Origin of the sequence: Umezawaea endophytica (assembly GCF_025061645.1) — a bacterium.
Classification (GTDB): domain Bacteria; phylum Actinomycetota; class Actinomycetes; order Mycobacteriales; family Pseudonocardiaceae; genus Umezawaea; species Umezawaea endophytica.
The window spans coordinates 121,569-139,126 of record NZ_JANYMP010000016.1; the positions used below are offsets into that span (position 1 = coordinate 121,569).

The following is a 17,558-nucleotide window of genomic DNA, read 5'->3' on the forward strand; positions in this document are numbered from 1 at the left end:
CGACTAGGAACGTTTTCATCTCCCTCTAGAACGTTTTCACCCGCGCCGCCAATCACGGTTGACCGCATTAGAAAGGTGCACCCATGCTCAGTGCGATCACGGCTGCCTTCATGACCCTCGCCATCACGTTCCCACCCGGCGGCGCACCGGGCACCACTCCCCCACCGGACCACATCACGATCGACGTCGTGACGGTCAACGGGTCGGGCTGCCCGGCGGGCACGGCGGCGGTGGCCGTCTCGCCGGACAACAAGGCGTTCACGGTGACCTACAGCGACTTCCTCGCCCAGGTCGGCGTGGGTGCCCTGCCCACCGACTTCCGGAAGAACTGCCAGCTCAACCTGCGGGTCAACGTGCCGCAGGGCTTCACCTACGGCATCGCGCAGGCCGACTACCGCGGCTTCGCCCACCTGGAGAGAGGGGCGAGCGGCACGGAGAGGGCCAACTACTACTTCCAGGGCATGTCGCCCACCGCCTACAAGTCCCACACCTACAGCGGGCCGTTCAGCGACGACTGGCAGGCGACGGACACCACCGAGGTGGCCGCGATCGTCTACTCGCCGTGCGGTGAGCGGCGCAACTTCAACATCAACACGGAGCTGCGCGTCAACGCGGGGACCTCCGACCCCACGAGGACGACCAGCTTCATGGCCATGGACTCCACCGACGGCACGATCGAGACGACGTATCATTTCGCCTGGAAGCCCTGCCCCTGACAGGCTGAGGGAGCCCCCGCAAGCCTCCGGGCGGGCGGGGGCTCCTTCGTGCCGCGCGGGAACTGTCCACAGTGGAGCAGAAGTTAAACCCCGCACCGGCGGCACGTCGTTGTGCCACCGGTGCGGGCTCGCCAGAACGTCTATGCGCGGCGGCGCCAGAACAGGGCCGCCGCCACCAGCAGGACACCGACCACGACGACGCCCGCGGGGATCAGCACCTTGTTGTTGGAGGCGATCGACGCGAGCCGGTCGACCTCGGGGGTGCCCGCGGCCTGCGCCGCGTCGGGGTTCGGGGCGCCGGGCCTCGGGGTGCCCGGATCGGCCGCCGCCTCGGCGGCGGGCTGGGTACCCGCCGCGGCCTTGGCGACCAGCGTCACGTCGGAGCACGAGTAGTAGGTGTCCGGGGTGTCGGAGTTCTGCCAGATCGTGTAGATGACCCGCCTGCCGGTCTTGCCCTCGGGGAGCTTCCCGTTCAGCACGTACGAGTCCTTGACCAGCGGCGGGTCGGTGACCGTGAGGAACGGCTGCTCCTCGACGTCCGCCCAGCGCAGCGCGGCCTCCGGGCGGTAGCCGTCCTTGCTCAGGTACAGCCGGAACGTGCCCTTGTGCGGGATGGTCGCCCGGTAGGTGATCCGCGCGGGGGCGGAGACGTCGAGGGTGCTCGTGGGCCAGTCGGCGCGGGCCAGGTCGAGCCCGGCGTACTCGCGGAGCCCGGCGCTGCACAGCTTGCCGTCCGGGACGACCTGGCGGTCGCGGCCCCGCACGTTGGCGATCCGGATGTTGTCCCACTCCGCGGAAGCCTTGGGGCCGCTGGCGGACAGCGCCGCCTTGCACGCCACCGGAGGGGGTTGGGCGCCGTCGGCACCGCACGCGGCGGCTCGACTCACCGGGGACACCACCGAACCGTGCGCGGCCGCGGTCCCGACGGCGAGAACCGTGAACAGGACCGCGACCGCAGACACCAACATCGCCCGAGTCCGCACTCGTCCACCTCCACGGGGGGATACGGACGACGGTCGGCGAACGTTCAAGCGAACTCGGGAGGCCGGTCTTACTTGGCCCCTCCCGGCAGCCAGGCCTTGACCTTGTCGGCGTTGTCGCCGACCCACTTCTTGGCCGCCGCGTCGGCGGACATCTTGTCCTCGGCGATGTACTTCGCGACCAGGTTCTGGTCCTCGTTCGTCCAGGTGAAGTTCTTCACGAGCTGGAACGCGGGCCCGTTGGCGTCGGCGAACTTCTTGCTGACGATCTTGTCCAGGTCGTAGTCCGGGTAGTCGCACGCGATGGCCTCGGCGACGGCGTCGCAGCCCGCCGCGTACGGGGGCAGCTTCACCTTGACCAGCTTGACCTGCGACAGCAGCCACTGCGGCGAGTAGAAGTAGCCGATGAGCGGCGTCTTCTTCTCCTCGGCCTGCTTGAACGCCTGGATGAGCGCGGTCTCGCTGCCGCCGTAGACGACCTTGAAGTTGAGGTTCAGGTTCTTGACCAGCGCCTCGTCGTTGGTGACGAACGAGGGGTCGCCGTCGAGCAACTGGCCCTTGTCGCCGGACTCCGACGTCTTGAACAGGTCGGCGTACTTGTTGAGGTTGTTCCAGTCGGTGATGTCCGGGTACTTCTCCGCGAGCCACGGCGGGACGTACCAGCCGATCTGCCCCTCGACACCGGTCGAGCCCGCCGACACGGCCGTCTTCTGCTCCTCGATGTACTTCTTCTTCAGGTCGTCGTGCCCCCAGTTCTCGACGACCGCGTCGACCTCGCCGGTGCCGAAGCCCTGCCAGGCGACCTCTTCCTTCAGGTCCTTCTTGGTGACCTTGCAGCCGAGTTCCTTCTCGGCGACCTCGGCGAGCACCGCGGCGTTGGCCTCGTAGCCGACCCACGGGTTGATCGCGATGGTGAAGGTCCCGCAGTCGCCGGTGGACCCGGACTGCGCACTGCCGGTGTCACCGACCTTGGCGCCGCCGCAGCCTGCCAGCGCGAGCGCGCAGGCGAGCACGACGCCCGCTCCGCGCACGCCGGTCTTCCCGTTCCGAACCACGTGATCGAACCTCCTCGTTCCGCCACCTCGAAGGTGGCGCGTCCACTGGGTCACGCCCGGCCGGTCCGGGCGGCGGCGGCGCGCGTGAGGCGGTCGAGCAGCACCCCGAGCACGACGATGGCCAACCCCGCCGCGAGTCCCTTGCCGTAGAGCTGTCCCTGCGAGAACCCGGCCACCACGTCGTAGCCGAGCGCTCCCGCGCCGACCAGCCCGCCGACGACGACCATCGACAGCACGTAGATGAGCCCCTGGTTGGTCGCGAGGACCAGTGCCTGCCGCGCCATCGGCAACTGCACCTTGGTGATGGTCTGCCACGCGCTCGACCCGGAAGCGGTGGCGGCCTCGACCGTCGTCGGCGACACCGCGCGGACGCCGTCGGCGACGATCTTGATCGCGACCGGCGCGGCGAACACGACGGCCGCGACGATGGCGGTGAACCGGCTCGCCGCGAACAGCGCGAGGAACGGCACCAGGTAGACGAACGCGGGCATGGTCTGCGCCGCGTCGAGCACCGGCCGGATGAACCGGTCGGCGTGGGAGCTGCGGCCCATCCACACGCCAACGACGACGCCGAGCACCATCACGGCGGCGGTCGCGACGAGCGTGGACGCGAGCGTGGCCATGGCGTCCTGCCACAGGCCGGTCGCGACCAGCAGACCAAGGCACACCGCCGAGCCGATGGCGGCCCGGACCCCGCCCAGCACCACGGAGATCGCGACGACCGCGGCGGCGACGAGCCACCACGGCGAGCCGGTCAGCACCGACTGCAACGGGTCGACGAGGACCAGGGTCGCGAAGTCCTTGACACCGTTGGTGATCCCGGACAGGTTGCCCTGCACCCAGTCCGTGGCGGTGGCGACGCCCTTGGCGATGGAACCGCCGATCTCCCCGTCCGATGGGAACTCCGCCGCCCAGACGTAGGTGTAGGACAGCCAGATCGCGACGGCCGTGAGCGCTCCCCCGCCGATCAGCCCGCCGGTGCGGACCTTGGCGGCCAACGGGTTGCGGTTCTGCCGGGCGCGTTCGACGCGCGTGCCCGCCGCCGTCGTGACGCGGTCGAGCACGATCGCCAGCACGACGATCGCCAGGCCCGCGTTGAACGCCGTGCCGACGTCGAGCGTCTGGAGCGCCTTGATCACGGTCTTGCCGAGGCCGGGCGCGTCGATCAGGGCGGCGATGGTGACCATGGACAGCGCGGCCATCATCGTCTGGTTGACGCCCAGGATGATCGTGCGCTTCGCCGTGGGCAGCAGGACCTTGCCCAGCGTCTGCGCGCGGGTGGCGCCGAGCGACTCGCTGGCCTCCACGGTGTCGCCGGGGACGTTGCGGATGCCGTGGGCGGTGAGCCGGATCGCGGGCGGGGCCGCGTAGATCAGCGTCGCGATCGTCGCCGACGCCGGGCCGATGAGGAAGAACAGCGTCAGCGGCGCGAGGTACACGAACGTCGGCATGGTCTGCATGAAGTCGAGCACCGGCGTGATGATCTTGGCGAAGCGGTCGGACAGCCCGGCCCAGATGCCGATCGGGATGCCGAAGAGCAGCGCGATGAGCACGGCGGAGAGCGTCAGCGCGAGCGTGTCCATGCTCTCCTGCCACAGGCCCTGCAAGCCGAGGAAGGTGAACCCGGCGGCGGCGAGCAGCGCCACCCGGAAGCCGCCCGCGGCGTAGGAGACGAAGGCGGCCAGCGCGACGACGCCGAGCCAGCCGATCAGCGGCAGCGGCCTGCCGAACGCGGGCTGCGCGATCAACGACTGGACGAGGATCACGAACTCGTCGATGACGAGCCGGATCTCGTTGAAGAAGTACAGGAACAGCGGGTTGGTGTTGCGGCTCGCGCCGATGGCGTCGTTGAGGTCGTTGAGGCCCTGGTGCAGCGGCGTGAGCTGGGCCGGGCCGAGCGCGAGCGTGTGCAGCCCCTTGAGCACGGCCCACAGGGCCAGCCACAGGGCCAGGATGAGCGCGACGACCACACCGCGGCTCGGGCGGCGGAAGTCCACTCCGGACACCGCGACGGCGGCCATCAGGCGTCCGCCTCCTGCCCCGCCACGACGGCGAGGATCTCCTCGTCGCCGACGATGCCGAGCAGTTCGCCGTCCCGCACCACCTTGACCGGCGCCGCCGCGGCGAGCACCGCGCGGGTGGCGTCGCGCACGACCACGTCCGGCCCGAGTTCGGGACCGTCGAGGACGTCGTCGGGACGCGGGTCGCGCATGATCCACTTGAGCGTCAGCACGTTGGCGCGCGGCACGTCCCGGACGAAGTCGCGCACGTAGTCGTCCACCGGCGCGCCGACCAGCTCGTCACCGGTGCCGACCTGCACGACCTTGCCGTCGCGCATGATCAGGATGCGGTCGCCGAGCTTCAGCGCCTCGGACAGGTCGTGGGTGATGAACAGCATCGTCTTGCCGACCTCGCGGTGCAGCCGGACGACCTCGTTCTGCATGTCCCGGCGGATCAGCGGGTCGAGCGCGGAGAACGGCTCGTCGAACAGCAGCACGTCCGGGTCGCCCGCGAGCGCCCTGGCCAGTCCGACGCGCTGCTGCATGCCGCCGGAGAGCTGGTCCGGGTAGGACTTCTCGTAGCCGCTGAGGCCGACCAGGTCGACGACCTCCATGGCCCGCTTCGCGCGTTCGGCCTTGCCGACGCCGCGGATCTCCAGGCCGTAGGAGATGTTGTCCAGCACCCTCCGGTGCGGCAGCAGGCCGAAGTGCTGGAACACCATGGAGAACTTGTTGCGGCGCAGGTCCCGCAGCCGCTTCTCGTCGGCCGCGAGGATGTCCTCGCCCTCGAACAGCACCTGGCCCGACGTCGGCTCGACGAGCCGCGTGAGGCACCGCACGAGGGTGGACTTGCCGGACCCGGACAGTCCCATCACCACGAACACCTCGCCGGGCGCCACGTCGAACCCCACGTCGCGCACCGCGGCCGTGCACCCGGTGCGGTCCATCAGCTCCCGGCGCGACAGCGCGCACAGCTCGGGCGACTTCGGGACCTCCGAGGCCTTGGGGCCGAACACCTTCCACACATCCCGAACAGAGATGACCGGGTCGGGCTGCCCCGCTCCGACCGGATCGACCTCGACTTCTTGGGCCGTCACCTACGCTCCAAACCGTGCGCCTTGTTGCGGATCGCGCACATCGTTTCTGGATGCGCGACAGCATTGACCCTGGTAGCAGCCCCGTCAAGGTCAAGTCGCCCCGGTCTCGCGACTTTAACGCCGCGACCATTCCGCCGATACACCCCTGAGCGCCGGGTTCGACCGCGACCAGTCCACTGTGGATGGTCGAATCCTTGATCGAACCCGTTGAGACGTCGGCCGATCCGGTCTTCCCACCTCTCGTGACCTCGGTGATCGACGACGACGGGACGACGCGCGCCGAGACGTGCCGCGCGGGCCGCTGTCTCGACTGGTCGAGGCCGCCTTGACTCGGGCTGAACTGGGAGGTAAAGATTTTGAACCACCGTCCGGAGTGCTGGAGGCACCGTGATCGAGTCCGCCGTGGCCGTAGCCGACGTGGCGCGGGAGTTCGCGCCCGAGACGGAGGCGCGGCGAGCGCTGGCGCCCGAGGTGCTGGCCGCGTTGCGGGAGAGCGGGCTGCTGCGGGCCGGGGTGCCCGCGGACCTCGGCGGTCCGGAACTCCCGCCGGAGGCGATACTGCGGTCGGCCGAAGCCGTGGCGCGGGGTGACGCGTCGGCCGGGTGGTGCGTGTCGATCGCCGCCACCAGCAGCCTGCTCGCCGCGTACCTGCCCGCCGAGGGGGCGCGGGAGGTGTTCGGGCCGCCCGACGTCGTGGCGGCCGGGGTGTGGGCCCCGCGGGGCCGGGCCACGACCGTCAACGGCGGGGTGGTGGTGTCCGGGCAGTGGCCGTTCTGCAGCGGGATCCCGCACGCCGACTGGCTGTTCGCCGGGTGCGTGCTCGACGGCGCGGTGCTGAGGGTCGTGGCGCTGCCCAAGACCGAGGTCGAGGTGCTGGACACCTGGCACACGAACGGGTTGCGGGGCACAGGCAGCCACGACACCGCGGCGCGCGAGGTGTTCGTGCCCGACCACCGCGTGCTGTCGGTGCTCGACGGGCCGGTGCACGGCGGGGCGCTCTACCGGTTCCCGATCTTCGGGTTCTTCGCGCTGTCGATCGCGGTGGCGGCGCTGGGGAACGCCCGCGGCGCCATCGACGACCTGACGGCACTGGCCGTGGACAAGAAGGCGCTCGGGTCCAGCAAGTCGCTGGCCGAGCGGGGGCAGACGCAGGCCGCCGTCGCCGAGGCGGAAGCGGCGTTGCGGGCGGCTCGGCTGCTGGTGTTCGACGCGGTCGACCACGCGTGGCGGGAGCCGGAGGACGGGATCGCCGCTCGGGTCGGGTTGCGGCTGGCGGCCACGCACGCGACCCGAACGGCGGCGTCGGTGGTGACGTCCATGTACGACCTCGGCGCGGGGTCGGCGATCTACGCCGGTTCGCCGTTGCAGCGGCGTTTCCGGGACGCGCACACGGCCACCGCGCACTTCCAGGTCAACCCGGCCAGCTACGAGTTGAGCGGGCGGCTGCTGCTGGGCCTGCCCACGCGGACGGAGCAGTTGTGAGCACGGGGGTCGTGCTGCCGTACTGGCTGGACCGGCCGGACGGCGAGGCCGTGGAGATCGCGGTCGAGGCCGACCGGCTGGGGTTCGGGACGGTGTGGGTCGGGGAGATGGCGACGTTCGACGCGTTCGCGTTGGCGACCGCGATCGGCTTGCGCACCAAGGACATCCGGTTGCGGGTCGGACCGCTGGCCGCCGGGGTCCGCGGTCCGGTGGCGCTCGCGCTCGGGGTCTCGTCGGTGGTGGCGCTGACCGGGCGGCAGGTGGACCTGGCGCTGGGCGCGTCCAGCCCGGCGATCGTGGCCGGGTGGCACGACCGGCCGTGGGCCGGGGCCGCGCCGAGGATGCGGGAGGCGGTCCGAGCGGTGCGTTCGCTGCTGGGCGGCGAGCGGCTCTCGGTCGACGGCGCGCACGTCCGGTCGCACGGGTTCCGGCTGCGCGAGCCGGTGCCGGGGGCCGAGGTGTCCGTGGCCGCCTTCGGGCCCGCGATGCTCCGGGTCGCCGCCGAGGAGGCGGACGAGGTCGTGCTGAACCTGGTGACACCGGAGCAGGTGGCACGGGTGCGGGAGGTCGTGGACGGGCACGCGGCCAAGGCGGGCCGCGCCGCGCCCCGGCTGGCCGTCTGGGTCACGGCCGCGGTGGATCCGGGGCCGAACGCGCTCCGCCAGGTGTCCGAACAGCTCGCGCTGTACCTGCGGGCACCCGGCTACGCCGAGATGTTCACCGAACTCGGGCACGGAACGCTGGTGGCGCAGGCGAAAGCGGGGGTGCCGCGGCGGGAGTTGGCCGTACCGCGGGCTTTGCTGGACGCGGTGTGCGCGCTCGGGTCGGCCGCCGCGGTGCGGGAGCGGATCGCCGAGTACCACCGCGCGGGCGCCGACCACGTCGGCGTGGCGCCGTCGACCGCCGACGATCCGGCCGGGCGCCGGGTCCTGGCCGCGGTGGGGTGAGCCGTGCACGACCTCCCGCAGCGGTTCGACGCCGACTCCGTCGGGCGGGCCCTCGCGCTGGTCGGTGAGCGCTGGACGCTGCTGATCCTGCGCGAGGCGTTCTTCGGGGTGCGCCGGTTCGGCGAGCTGAGCCGGAACCTCGGCGTCCCGAGGCCCACGCTGTCCGCGCGCCTGCGGACGCTCGTCGACGCCGGTCTGCTGGACCGCGTGCCGCACGAGGACCACCACGAGTACCGGCTCACCGATCGCGGCCGCGACCTGTTCCCGGCGATCGTCGCGCTGATGAAGTGGGGTGACGCGCACCTGTCCGGACCGGCCGGACCCCCCATCGCCCTGCGCCACGACGCGTGCGGCTCGGTCGTCGACGCGCTGCTGGTGTGCGCGCACTGCCACGGGGAGATCACGACGGCCTCGGTGACCCCCGAAGCCGTCGTAGGATCGAAGGGTGTCGACTGACGACGAGCTGATGGCGTGGGCGCCGAAACCGACCGCGCCGACGGGGATCGCGCTCGCGGGCTACAGCGGCTTCCGGCTGGTCGCCCAGGGCGGTGAGGGCACCGTGTACCGCGCCCGCCAGGACGGCCTCGGCCGGGACGTCGCGGTGAAGGTGCTCGAAGCGCAGGACGACTCCACGCTCGCGCGGTTCCGCCGCGAACTGGAGATCACTGTCCGGCTCGGCAGGCAGCACCCGCACATCGTCACGGTGCTGGACACCGGTGTGGTGCGCGGCAGGCCGTGCATCGTCATGGAGTTCCACGACCTCGGCTCGCTGCACGACCGGCTCCGCGCGCGGGGACCGCTGCCGGTGACCGAGGTGGTCGCCGCGGGCATCGCCGTCGCGGACGCGCTGGCGTTCGCGCACGGCCAGGGCGTGCTGCACCGCGACGTGAAGCCGCAGAACATCCTGGTGCTGCCCACGTCGTACGTGCTGGCGGACTTCGGCATCGCGCGGGCGGTCGACGCGGGCCACTCCGCGTCGCTGCAACTGGTCAGCTACCGCCACGCGGCCCCGCAGATGGTGGACGGCGAGAAGCCCGCCGCCACCGACGACGTCTGGTCGCTCGGCTCGACGCTGTTCACCCTGCTGGACGGCGCGCCGCCGTTCGCGGCGGACGACTCCGACTCGATGCTGGGCTACCTCGGCCGGGTCCGCTCGGCGCAGCCGAGGAAGCTGACCCGCCCGGACGTGCCGCCGGTCCTGGTGTCGATCATCGAACGCTGCCTGGCGAAGGCGCGCGAGGACCGGTTCCCCGACGCCGCCTCCCTGCGGACGGCGCTGGCCGCCGTCGACACCGCCTGGGCCCCGACGCCGTCCACTGTGGACCCGGACAGCACCAGGGCCGTGCTCCCCCTCGCCCCGCCCCAGGTCTACCCCGAGGGCCCGACCGCGCTGCCGGACTTCGGCCCGCGCCCGGTCGAGGAGGCACCCGCCCCGGCACCGGCTCCCGAGGAGCCGAAGACGTGGGCCGACCAGCTCGCCGACCTGACCGTCCGCCACCACGAGCCCGAACCCGAGACCCCCGACTTCGGGCCCCGCCCGACGACGTCGGACGGACCGCCTCCCCCGGTGCAGGACTACAGCCCGCGCCCGGACGAGCCCACCCCGGAGGCCGAGCCGAGCCCACCACCGGCCGCGCGCACCACGGACTTCGACTTCGACGACCCCACGGCCCACGCGGATCGACCGGCCCCGGCGCCGAGGCCTGCCGCGCCACCGGTCCAGGTCGCCGTCCTCCCCGGCGAGCCCAACACCCAGCCCACGTTCCTGGCGCCCCTCGACGACCGCGGACCGCCACCGCCGAAGAGCCGCACCGGGACCCGCCCGCGCTGGCTCATCCCGCTCGCGGTGGTCGCGGTCATCGGCGGGGCCGTGCTGGGCATCGCCCTCACCGGCGAGCGGATGGACACGCGGGGAGCACCGTCCCCCGCCTCGACGACGACCTCCGCGCCGCCGACCACGACGGAACCGCCCACCAGCGCGAGCGTCCCGCCGGGCGGCGACCCGAGGTTCTCACCGGCCCTCAACCGCGTCGAGGTCCTCGGCCCGACCAGCGTCGAGCTGGACTGGTCCGACCCCAGCCTAGGCAAGGCCCAGTTCGTGCTGGTCGACGTGACCGGCAAGAAGCCCGAACCGCTGGTCACCGTCACGGCGGGCACCACGACCCACGTGCTGGAAGGCCTCGACACCTCCCGCCGCTACTGCTTCCAGGTCATCGCCATCGGCCTGGACGACCCGAACGCGCAGCGCGGCGCCTCCCCGCGCACCTGCACGACGAGCGGCTGACCTCAGGCGCCGCGGCCGGTCTCCTGCTGCAACCGGTCGATGAGCTGCGACGCCTGCGCCTTGGTCAGCTCCTCCGGCACGTCCTCCCCCGCTTCCCGCGCGAGGGTGTGCAGGTAGGACTCCTGCGGGCCGGTCATGGGCTCGTCACCGGTCGTCCACTCGTCCAGGTCCTTCTCCGGCGTTCCGGTCATGGCGCTCTCCTTACGCTCGAACACCTGTTCGCGGTACCCGAGGCCGCCGAGCGGCAAACACCAGGTGTGCGGAACGCGCCCGCGGTGTACCCCGGACGCATGACCGCCCCCTACGCGCCAGACCCCCGGCTCGGCGAGAACGAGGTCGCCGAGCCCGACCAGCAGGCCGACGAGAACAGCCAGGAGCAGCCGGAGCTGCTCGAACCCGCGGTGGAGGACCCCGAGTAGGTCAGCGGCGGCGCAGGGGCCGGGGATCGACCGACCAGAACAGGCGTCGGTACCACGGCACCACGCGCCGCAGGCCCTTCCGCACCTCCACGGCCAGCTTCCACGCCTCCGGGTCGCGCGTCGGCGTCGGGCCGAACGCCGCCCGGTCGGCCAGCTCGGCCAGCGGCACGGCGGCCGGGGCGACCGCGGCCACGTCCCGCGCGATGTCCGGCGCCGCCCGGTCACGGCGGGGCGTGCGGCCCGCCAGTTGCAGCGAGTCCAGCACGTACGCCCACGCGCCGGGAGCACCCGCGCGCCTCAGGCGCAGTCGGCGGCCACCGCGCAACGACAGCAGCAGGGCCAGCGGCACCAGCGGGATCGCGAGCAGCAGGAGCCGCGCGCCCGTCTGCTCCGCGGGTGGCGCGGCGACCGGTGCCGCGGGCTGCACCAGTGGGGGCGGCGGGGGCGCGGACTGCGGCGTGGTCGGCGTCGCGGTCACGGACGCCAGCCGGTCGAGCACCTCGCGCTTCGACGCCGGGCTCGGCCCGGAACCGGTACCCGACACCGGGTCGAACGGCACCCAGCCCCAACCGGAGAAGTACACCTCGGGCCACGCCGTCGCGTCGCTCCCCCGCACGACCCGGACGCCGTCCGGCCCCTCCGGCACCGGCTGGAACCCCACGACCACACGGGTCGGCAGGCCCACCGCGCGGCCCAGGACGGCGAACGCCGACGCGAACTGCTCCGCCGTGCCCGCGTTCGCGCCCGACTGGCCCTCCGCGCCGAACAGGAACGTCTCCAGCCGCGCGTACGACGACCCGACCGGCGCCTCCACGTCGGGCTTGCGCCCCAACCGGACCACCTGCTCGATCGCCACGGCCTGCTCGTACGGGGTCTTCGCACCCGCTACTGACTTGCGCGCGTACTCCGCCAGCGAGAACGGCAGGCCGGGCAGCGCCACGTACCTCCGCGCCGCCGACCCGGTCGGCACCGACGCCTTCACGAGGTCCTGGTCGTCCGGCGTGTCCACCGTGCCGCTCATCTCGTACCGCAGCCCGGCCGACAGCTCGCCCGGCAGCACGAGGGACCCCGAGTCCGTGTCCACGGCGGCGCCGTCCAGGCTGACGGCGGTCGGCCTGCCGACGGCGGGCAGCCACGTGCCGCCCAGCGCGCCGACCGTCACGTCGATCGTCGACTCCGCCACCCGAGCGCCCGGCGGCAGGTCCGGCTCGGCGACCGCGCCGATCGGCCCGTACAGCGACGCCGCCCGCCAGGTCGCCCCGTTGTAGTCGCCGAGGGCCACGAGCCGCAGCGGCCGTTCCGGACCGCGCACCCGCAGCAGTTCCGTGTCCCCGATCCCGGCCCAGAAGGCCAGGCGCGGCAACGGACTCGTCACCGCCACGTTCGAGATCGGCGGCCGGACCAGCTCCCGCGGCTCGAACGCCTGTGCCGCGGGCAGGACGGACGCCGTCAACGTCACCGCCCCCAGCACGCCGAGCACGGCCGCGGGCCGTCCGACCGGGATCGGCCGCCCCGACTCGCGCCGGTCGACCAGCAGCCATCCCAGGACGACCAGCAGCACCAGCGCCAGCGCGACCACGCCGTGCGGGTCGGCCCGACCCGTCGTCAGCAGCGCCGTCGCGGTGTACAGCACGGCCGCACCCAGCACGGGCGCGAACAACGACCTCGCCATCGCCACGCCCAGCGCCACCAGGAACACCAGCAGCGCGCCGGGCACCAGCAGCGTCGGCGTCGCGGGCGCGGGACGGGCGGCGCTCAGCAGCCGCGGCAGCAGGTCCAGCAGCACCGACACCGGCGCGGTGCCGTCCGACCGCGCCACGAGGTACGCGCCCGTCAGGGCGAACCCCAGCACCGGCACCACGGACACCTTCGCCCGCCGGATCACCGGCAGGCACGCGAACGCGACCAGCACCGCCCCCGCGAACACCAGCCGCGGCACCACTCCCTGCCACCCCGCACCGAGGTGCACGGCGGCCACCAGCACCACCAACGCCGACCACGCGAGCCTCATCGCGCCACCACCAAGTCTCCGAGTCCGGTGTGGACGAACCACGTGGCGTTCACTTCGCCACCACCGTGTTCCACGCCGTCACCAGGTCGTCCGCCTTCGGCGCGCGCAGCACCAGCACCGAGCCGACGGCCGACACCGGCGCTTCGGGCGCGACGGCCAGCACCACGCCGAACGCCGCCCGGCCGACCTCCAGCAGCAGCGACGGCAGGTCCGACGAGTCGCCGCACACCACCGCGACCACGTCCAGGTCCCGCAGCCCCACCGACCGCTTCACACCGGTCAGCTCCAGGTCCGCCAACGCCGCCAGCGCGAGCGACGGCTCGTCCACCACGGACACGTCCACCGTCCCGGACGACGTCAGCAGCCGCACCGGGTGTCCACTCTCGACAGCCGCCCCGACCAGCGACGCCGCCACCTCGACGGCGTCCTCGAACGACACCGGGTCCTCGTACGCCGCCACGCCGTCGTCCAGCACCACGGCCAGGTGCGGCAGCGACGGGTCGGCGTCCTCGCGGATCATCAGCGTCCCCGTGCGAGCGGTGGTCGCCCAGTGCAGCCTGCGCAGGTCGTCACCGGCCACGTACTCCCGCAGCCCCACCAGGTCCGTGCCGCCGCTCTCGACGCGCTCGTCCGCGCCGACGTGCCCGCGCCGCACCCCACCGGGCAGGCCGCGCACCGGCAGCACCCGCGGCACCACCCGCACGTCGATCACCTCGCCCAGCACGGACCTGGCGGCGGCCAGACCGGCGAAACCCCTGCGGTGCACCGTGAGCGGGCCGACGCGCAGCACACCGCGGCGGTCGGTCGGGATCGCGTACTCGACCACCGTCCGCTCACCGGGCGCCAGCAGCGGCACGTCGACCGGCATGGGCTTGCCCGCCACGTGGTCCGTCGCGTCGAGCACGACGGGCAAGCGCTTGCCGGGGTTCACCAGCTCCACCCGGCCGGTGCACCCGGCCAGCCGCTGGACCGTGCGCGGCCGCACGTCGCGGGACGCCGCGACCGGCACAGTCGTGCGCACCGAGACCACACCGGCCGCCACCAGGAGCACCAGCGCCAACCCCAGCCCGGCGACGCCGGGGTAGCGCCACCACAGCCCGAGTCCCGCGAGCACGGCGCCCAGCACCAGTGTTCCGGCGCCGCGCGCGGTGAGTCTCATCGGGTTTCCGGTCGGGGAACGTCCACACCGGACAGCACGTCCGCCAGGACCTCGGCGGTGGTCGTGCCCGCGAGCTGCGCCTCCCTGGTGAGCACCAACCGGTGCGCCAGCACGGCGACGGCCAGCTCCTGCACGTCACCCGGAACGGCGAAGTGCCTGCCGCGGGCGGCGGCGTGGACCTGGACGCAGCGCACGAGCGCCCGCAGACCGCGCGTGCTGGCCCCCAGCCGGAGCCGGGAGTCCGCACGGGTCGCCGTGCCGAGTTCGCCGATGTAGCGCAGGATCGGGTCCGCCACGTGCAGCAGCGAGAGCCTGCGCCCGTACGCGGCGACCTCGTGCGGGTTGCTCACCGTCGGCACCGCGCCGACCCGGCCCGCCCCGCTGCCCGGCCGCAGGACGTCCAGCTCGTGCTCGACGTCCGGGTAGCCGATGGACACGCGGATCATGAACCGGTCGAGCTGCGCCTCGGGCAGCCGGTACGTGCCGTCCAGGTCGATCGGGTTCTGCGTGGCGACGACGAGGAACGGCGCGGGCACCGCGTGGCCGACGCCGTCGACGGTGACCGTGTGCTCCTCCATGACCTCCAGCAGCGCGGACTGCGTCTTCGCCGCCGCGCGGTTGATCTCGTCCGCCTGCACGACGTTCGCGAACACCGGACCCGGCCGGAACCGGACCTCGGCGGTCTGCGGGTCGAACACCGACGTGCCGGTCACGTCCGACGGCAGCAGGTCCGGCGTGAACTGGACGCGCCGCGACACCCCGCCGAGCGCACCCGCCACGGCCCGCGCCAGCGTCGTCTTCCCGGTGCCTGGCACGTCCTCCAGCAGCACGTGCCCGCCCGCGAACATCGACACCAGCACGAGGTCGACCACGTCGCGCTTGCCGCGCACGGCCGTCTCCACCGCGTCACCCAGCCGCGTGTGCAGCGCCCGGAACGCCGCGATCTCGTCCTCGCCGATCGCCGTGCTCTCCAGAGTCGTCACCGGACTTCGCCTTCCTCGTCGTCGCGCCGACGGCCGACGCGCAGCAGCGCCGCCACGGCGATCAAGCCCAGCCCGCCCGCGCCCATCGGGGCGGACTCGGGTGCTTCCGGCGCGCTGCGCGGGACCTGGCACGGCTTGTTGCCGCACTGCTCCAGGTCGCGCACGGTCGTGCTCTTGGACAGCGAGTCGACCGATCCACCACCCGTGGCCGCGTACGCCCGCACCACGATCCGGTTGGGGCCGATGTCCGCGTCGATGGTCGTCTGCGTCGTACCGCACGCGATCGGCGTGCTGTAGCCGAACGTGGTGTTGACGACCTCGCACGTCCCGTTGTGGCTCGCCCAGTCCGCGGGCCAGGCCATGTTCACCGTCTTGATGTACGAGGCGACGCCACCGGTGATCGAGGTGATCAGCGTCGCGCCCGCCTGCGGCAGCGACGGAGGTGGAGGAGGCTCGGTCGTCGTGGTCGTGACCACCGGCGGTGGCGGCGGCTCGGTCGTCGTCGTGACCACCGGCGGCGGCGGCGGGGGCTGCGTCGTCGTGGTCACCACCGGCGGCGGCGTCGTGCCCGCCGGCGGGACGCTCCACGCCGCCGTCGACGCGGCACTCGTGCCCGCGCCGCTGTAGGCCGTCACGGACACGTCCAGGCTGCCCGACGCGCAGAACGTGCTGCCACCGCAGGGGATCGACAGGTCGGTGCTCGTACCCGCCACCTGGGCGGTCCGGCTACCGCCGCTGAACGACCCGCTCGCCGTCACGGTGTACCCGGTGGCAGGCGTGACCGCACCCCAGGACACCGTCACGACGACGGTGGAGGCGTCCCGGCTCTTGAGCGACACCGACACACCCGGCGGCTTGCCGGGCACGCCGTCGACGGACACCGACCCGGTGGTCGTCGGGGGCGCCACCACGGTGGTCGTCACGGCGGGCGGCTGGTTGCCGTTGCTGTTGACGCGCGTGCCGGTCGGCAGCTCCTCCGGCCTCGGCGGCGGGGGCGGCGGCACGGTCGGCAGCGGCTCGCGGTCCGGGTCGGTCACGGCGAGGTCCGGGCTGCGGACCGTCACGGACCGGGTGGTGCCGTCGGAGTCCACGATCACGCCCTGGGACGCGCCGGGGGTGTTGATGAACAGCTTGCCGTCGTCGAACACCAGCTCCGGGTCGCCGGAACCCTGCGTCAGCACGTCGTCGCCGGACTTCTTGCCGCCGCCGTCGAGCACGACGACCTTCCCGGCGCCGTGGCACGGCACGTAGACCTTGCCGCGGAACACCGCGGGACGGCCGGGCTTCGAGCAGCCGAACCCGGCCACGTCGACGCGGAGCACCTTGTCACCGCTGACCAGCACCACGACCCCGGAGTCCGGGACCGCGGCGGGCACGAGGTCGCTCGGGCTGCCTGCGGCGGCCAGCACGTCCCCGGTGAGCTGCACCGTCATCACCGACAGCGGCTGGCCGGTGCCGTCCTGAAGGACCACCCCGCCTTCGAGGCCCAGCAGCGTCACGCCCATGTCGTGCGGCACGAGCGCGGTGCGCGGACCCGCGCCGGGAACGGGCCGGTTGGACTTCTCGACGAACCGCTCCTGGTCGTCCGACCACTCCAGCGCGTGCAGGTTGCCGCCGTGGTCCACCGCCCAGACCAGGCCGCTGTCGTCGACCACGACGTCCGCGAGCGGCTGACCGGCCGACCAGGCCGCGCCGATGTCGGCGAGCGTCACGGGGTCGGCGTTGTGGATCGTGCCCGCGGTCCGGTCGACCACGAACACGCGGCCCTGCGCGATCAGCACCTTGGCGGACGCCCCGGCGGGGGCCTGCCGCCTACCGCTGGAGAGCAGCGTGGACAGGTCGATCACGGTGATCTGACCGGTGCGCCGGTCGAGCACGATGAGCGTGCCGTCGTCCTGCGCGATCTCGAGCTGGGCGTCGCCGCCGCTGATCTGCAAGCGGGTCTGCGGCTTGCCGGAGCTGGGGTTGACCTGCACGACCTCGCCGCGCTCGTCATCACCCAGCCAGGTGAGCCCGTCCGACACCGACACGGCGGTGCGCGAGATGCCGTTGCCGAAGGCCGCCCCCGCCAGGAGCATCACCCCGACCAGCGCCGCCCCGAAGCTCGCCGACTCACGACCACCGCTGCCCACCACACGCCGCCCGACTCTCGCCAGGCGCTGCCCCAAGCCCATCAGGCCCTCCCTCGACGGCGGGGATGCTAACCCGCTGGTACGACAACTCCGCGCCACTGCTCCGGATGGCGCAACGCCGTTCCCGCACCGCGCGTTGGACCCCGGAACCCCTCTTCCGGTTCCCTGCACGTGCTTCGGTCCGGCACGTGAGGATGGTTCACCTAAATTGAATTTAGTCAACACTGAAGCAATAGTGCTCAAGGCGAAGCAGCCCGACACGCCGCCTGATGAGACCGCTCACCACTGCGTCG

The 17,558-nt window shown here is 72.8% G+C and carries 15 protein-coding genes; 6 read left to right on the forward strand and 9 right to left on the reverse strand.

Annotated elements, in window-relative coordinates; translation table 11 throughout:
* Positions 1-110: 110 nt before the first annotated feature.
* On the forward strand, positions 111-716 hold the full coding sequence (locus NZH93_RS29705) for a DUF4360 domain-containing protein (RefSeq protein ID WP_259626644.1): 606 nt from the start codon (positions 111-113) through the stop codon (positions 714-716).
* A 140-nt stretch (positions 717-856) separates the two neighbouring features.
* On the opposite strand, the gene NZH93_RS29710 is transcribed toward NZH93_RS29705, so the two are convergent.
* From NZH93_RS29710 to NZH93_RS29725, 4 genes are all read right to left on the reverse strand, one after another.
* The gene (locus NZH93_RS29710) at positions 857-1,684 is read right to left on the reverse strand and encodes a lytic polysaccharide monooxygenase auxiliary activity family 9 protein (protein ID WP_259626541.1); all 828 of its coding nucleotides are present in this window, start codon (positions 1,682-1,684) and stop codon (positions 857-859) included.
* An 83-nt stretch (positions 1,685-1,767) separates the two neighbouring features.
* Positions 1,768-2,751, reverse strand: coding sequence for an ABC transporter substrate-binding protein (locus tag NZH93_RS29715; RefSeq protein WP_259626542.1), 984 nt, complete (start codon positions 2,749-2,751; stop codon positions 1,768-1,770).
* Positions 2,752-2,801: 50 nt separating this feature from the next.
* Entirely contained in the window at positions 2,802-4,772 is a 1,971-nt protein-coding gene (locus tag NZH93_RS29720; protein ID WP_259626543.1) for an ABC transporter permease subunit, read from the reverse strand.
* A complete protein-coding gene (locus tag NZH93_RS29725; protein WP_259626544.1) occupies positions 4,772-5,848 on the reverse strand; it encodes a quaternary amine ABC transporter ATP-binding protein in 1,077 nt (358 codons plus the stop codon). Before NZH93_RS29725 ends, NZH93_RS29720 begins: the two co-directional genes overlap by 1 nt.
* A 387-nt stretch (positions 5,849-6,235) precedes the next feature.
* Between NZH93_RS29725 and NZH93_RS50865 the strand changes: the two genes are divergently transcribed.
* Genes NZH93_RS50865 through NZH93_RS29745 form a run of 4 tightly spaced genes read left to right on the forward strand, consistent with a single transcriptional unit; the run spans position 6,236 to position 10,561 of the window.
* Positions 6,236-7,330, forward strand: a complete 1,095-nt coding sequence (locus tag NZH93_RS50865) for an acyl-CoA dehydrogenase family protein (protein WP_259626545.1) — start codon at positions 6,236-6,238, stop codon at positions 7,328-7,330.
* Entirely contained in the window at positions 7,327-8,277 is a 951-nt protein-coding gene (locus tag NZH93_RS29735; protein WP_259626546.1) for an LLM class F420-dependent oxidoreductase, read from the forward strand. Before NZH93_RS50865 ends, NZH93_RS29735 begins: the two co-directional genes overlap by 4 nt.
* A gap of 3 nt (positions 8,278-8,280) precedes the next feature.
* A complete protein-coding gene (locus tag NZH93_RS29740; protein ID WP_259626547.1) occupies positions 8,281-8,733 on the forward strand; it encodes a winged helix-turn-helix transcriptional regulator in 453 nt (150 codons plus the stop codon).
* On the forward strand, positions 8,723-10,561 hold the full coding sequence (locus NZH93_RS29745; protein WP_259626548.1) for a serine/threonine-protein kinase: 1,839 nt from the start codon (positions 8,723-8,725) through the stop codon (positions 10,559-10,561). The genes NZH93_RS29740 and NZH93_RS29745 overlap by 11 nt, the downstream gene beginning before the upstream one ends.
* Positions 10,562-10,563: 2 nt before the next feature.
* On the opposite strand, the gene NZH93_RS29750 is transcribed toward NZH93_RS29745, so the two are convergent.
* Positions 10,564-10,752, reverse strand: a complete 189-nt coding sequence (locus NZH93_RS29750; RefSeq protein ID WP_259626549.1) for a DUF3072 domain-containing protein — start codon at positions 10,750-10,752, stop codon at positions 10,564-10,566.
* Positions 10,753-10,851: 99 nt separating this feature from the next.
* Here NZH93_RS29750 and NZH93_RS29755 point away from each other — a divergent pair, with 99 nt between their 5' ends.
* Positions 10,852-10,980: a hypothetical protein gene (locus tag NZH93_RS29755; protein WP_259626550.1), complete on the forward strand. Its 129-nt coding sequence runs from the start codon at positions 10,852-10,854 to the stop codon at positions 10,978-10,980.
* A gap of 1 nt (position 10,981) precedes the next feature.
* On the opposite strand, the gene NZH93_RS29760 is transcribed toward NZH93_RS29755, so the two are convergent.
* The 4 genes from NZH93_RS29760 to NZH93_RS29775 are packed head-to-tail and all read right to left on the reverse strand — an operon-like array spanning position 10,982 to position 17,307.
* The gene (locus NZH93_RS29760) at positions 10,982-12,991 is read right to left on the reverse strand and encodes a transglutaminase TgpA family protein (RefSeq protein WP_259626551.1); all 2,010 of its coding nucleotides are present in this window, start codon (positions 12,989-12,991) and stop codon (positions 10,982-10,984) included.
* Positions 12,992-13,040: 49 nt separating this feature from the next.
* Complete coding sequence (locus NZH93_RS29765) at positions 13,041-14,150, reverse strand: DUF58 domain-containing protein (RefSeq protein WP_259626552.1); 1,110 nt, start codon at positions 14,148-14,150, stop codon at positions 13,041-13,043.
* A complete protein-coding gene (locus tag NZH93_RS29770) occupies positions 14,147-15,133 on the reverse strand; it encodes an AAA family ATPase (protein ID WP_259626553.1) in 987 nt (328 codons plus the stop codon). The genes NZH93_RS29765 and NZH93_RS29770 overlap by 4 nt, the downstream gene beginning before the upstream one ends.
* The gene (locus tag NZH93_RS29775) at positions 15,130-17,307 is read right to left on the reverse strand and encodes an NHL repeat-containing protein (protein WP_259626554.1); all 2,178 of its coding nucleotides are present in this window, start codon (positions 17,305-17,307) and stop codon (positions 15,130-15,132) included. The genes NZH93_RS29770 and NZH93_RS29775 overlap by 4 nt, the downstream gene beginning before the upstream one ends.
* Between the last annotated feature and the right edge of the window lie 251 nt (positions 17,308-17,558).

Excerpts from the sequence above, each read along its gene's own strand:
- NZH93_RS29705 (WP_259626644.1), top strand. The coding sequence starts at position 111 with ATGACCCTCGCCATCACGTTCCCACCCGGCGGCGCACCGGGCACCACT.
- NZH93_RS29710 (WP_259626541.1), bottom strand. The coding sequence starts at position 1,684 with ATGTTGGTGTCTGCGGTCGCGGTCCTGTTCACGGTTCTCGCCGTCGGG.
- NZH93_RS29720 (WP_259626543.1), bottom strand. The coding sequence starts at position 4,772 with ATGGCCGCCGTCGCGGTGTCCGGAGTGGACTTCCGCCGCCCGAGCCGC.
- NZH93_RS29750 (WP_259626549.1), bottom strand. The coding sequence starts at position 10,752 with ATGACCGGAACGCCGGAGAAGGACCTGGACGAGTGGACGACCGGTGAC.
- NZH93_RS29755 (WP_259626550.1), top strand. The coding sequence starts at position 10,852 with ATGACCGCCCCCTACGCGCCAGACCCCCGGCTCGGCGAGAACGAGGTC.
- NZH93_RS29760 (WP_259626551.1), bottom strand. The coding sequence starts at position 12,991 with ATGAGGCTCGCGTGGTCGGCGTTGGTGGTGCTGGTGGCCGCCGTGCAC.
- NZH93_RS29765 (WP_259626552.1), bottom strand. The coding sequence starts at position 14,150 with ATGAGACTCACCGCGCGCGGCGCCGGAACACTGGTGCTGGGCGCCGTG.
- NZH93_RS29775 (WP_259626554.1), bottom strand. The coding sequence starts at position 17,307 with ATGGGCTTGGGGCAGCGCCTGGCGAGAGTCGGGCGGCGTGTGGTGGGC.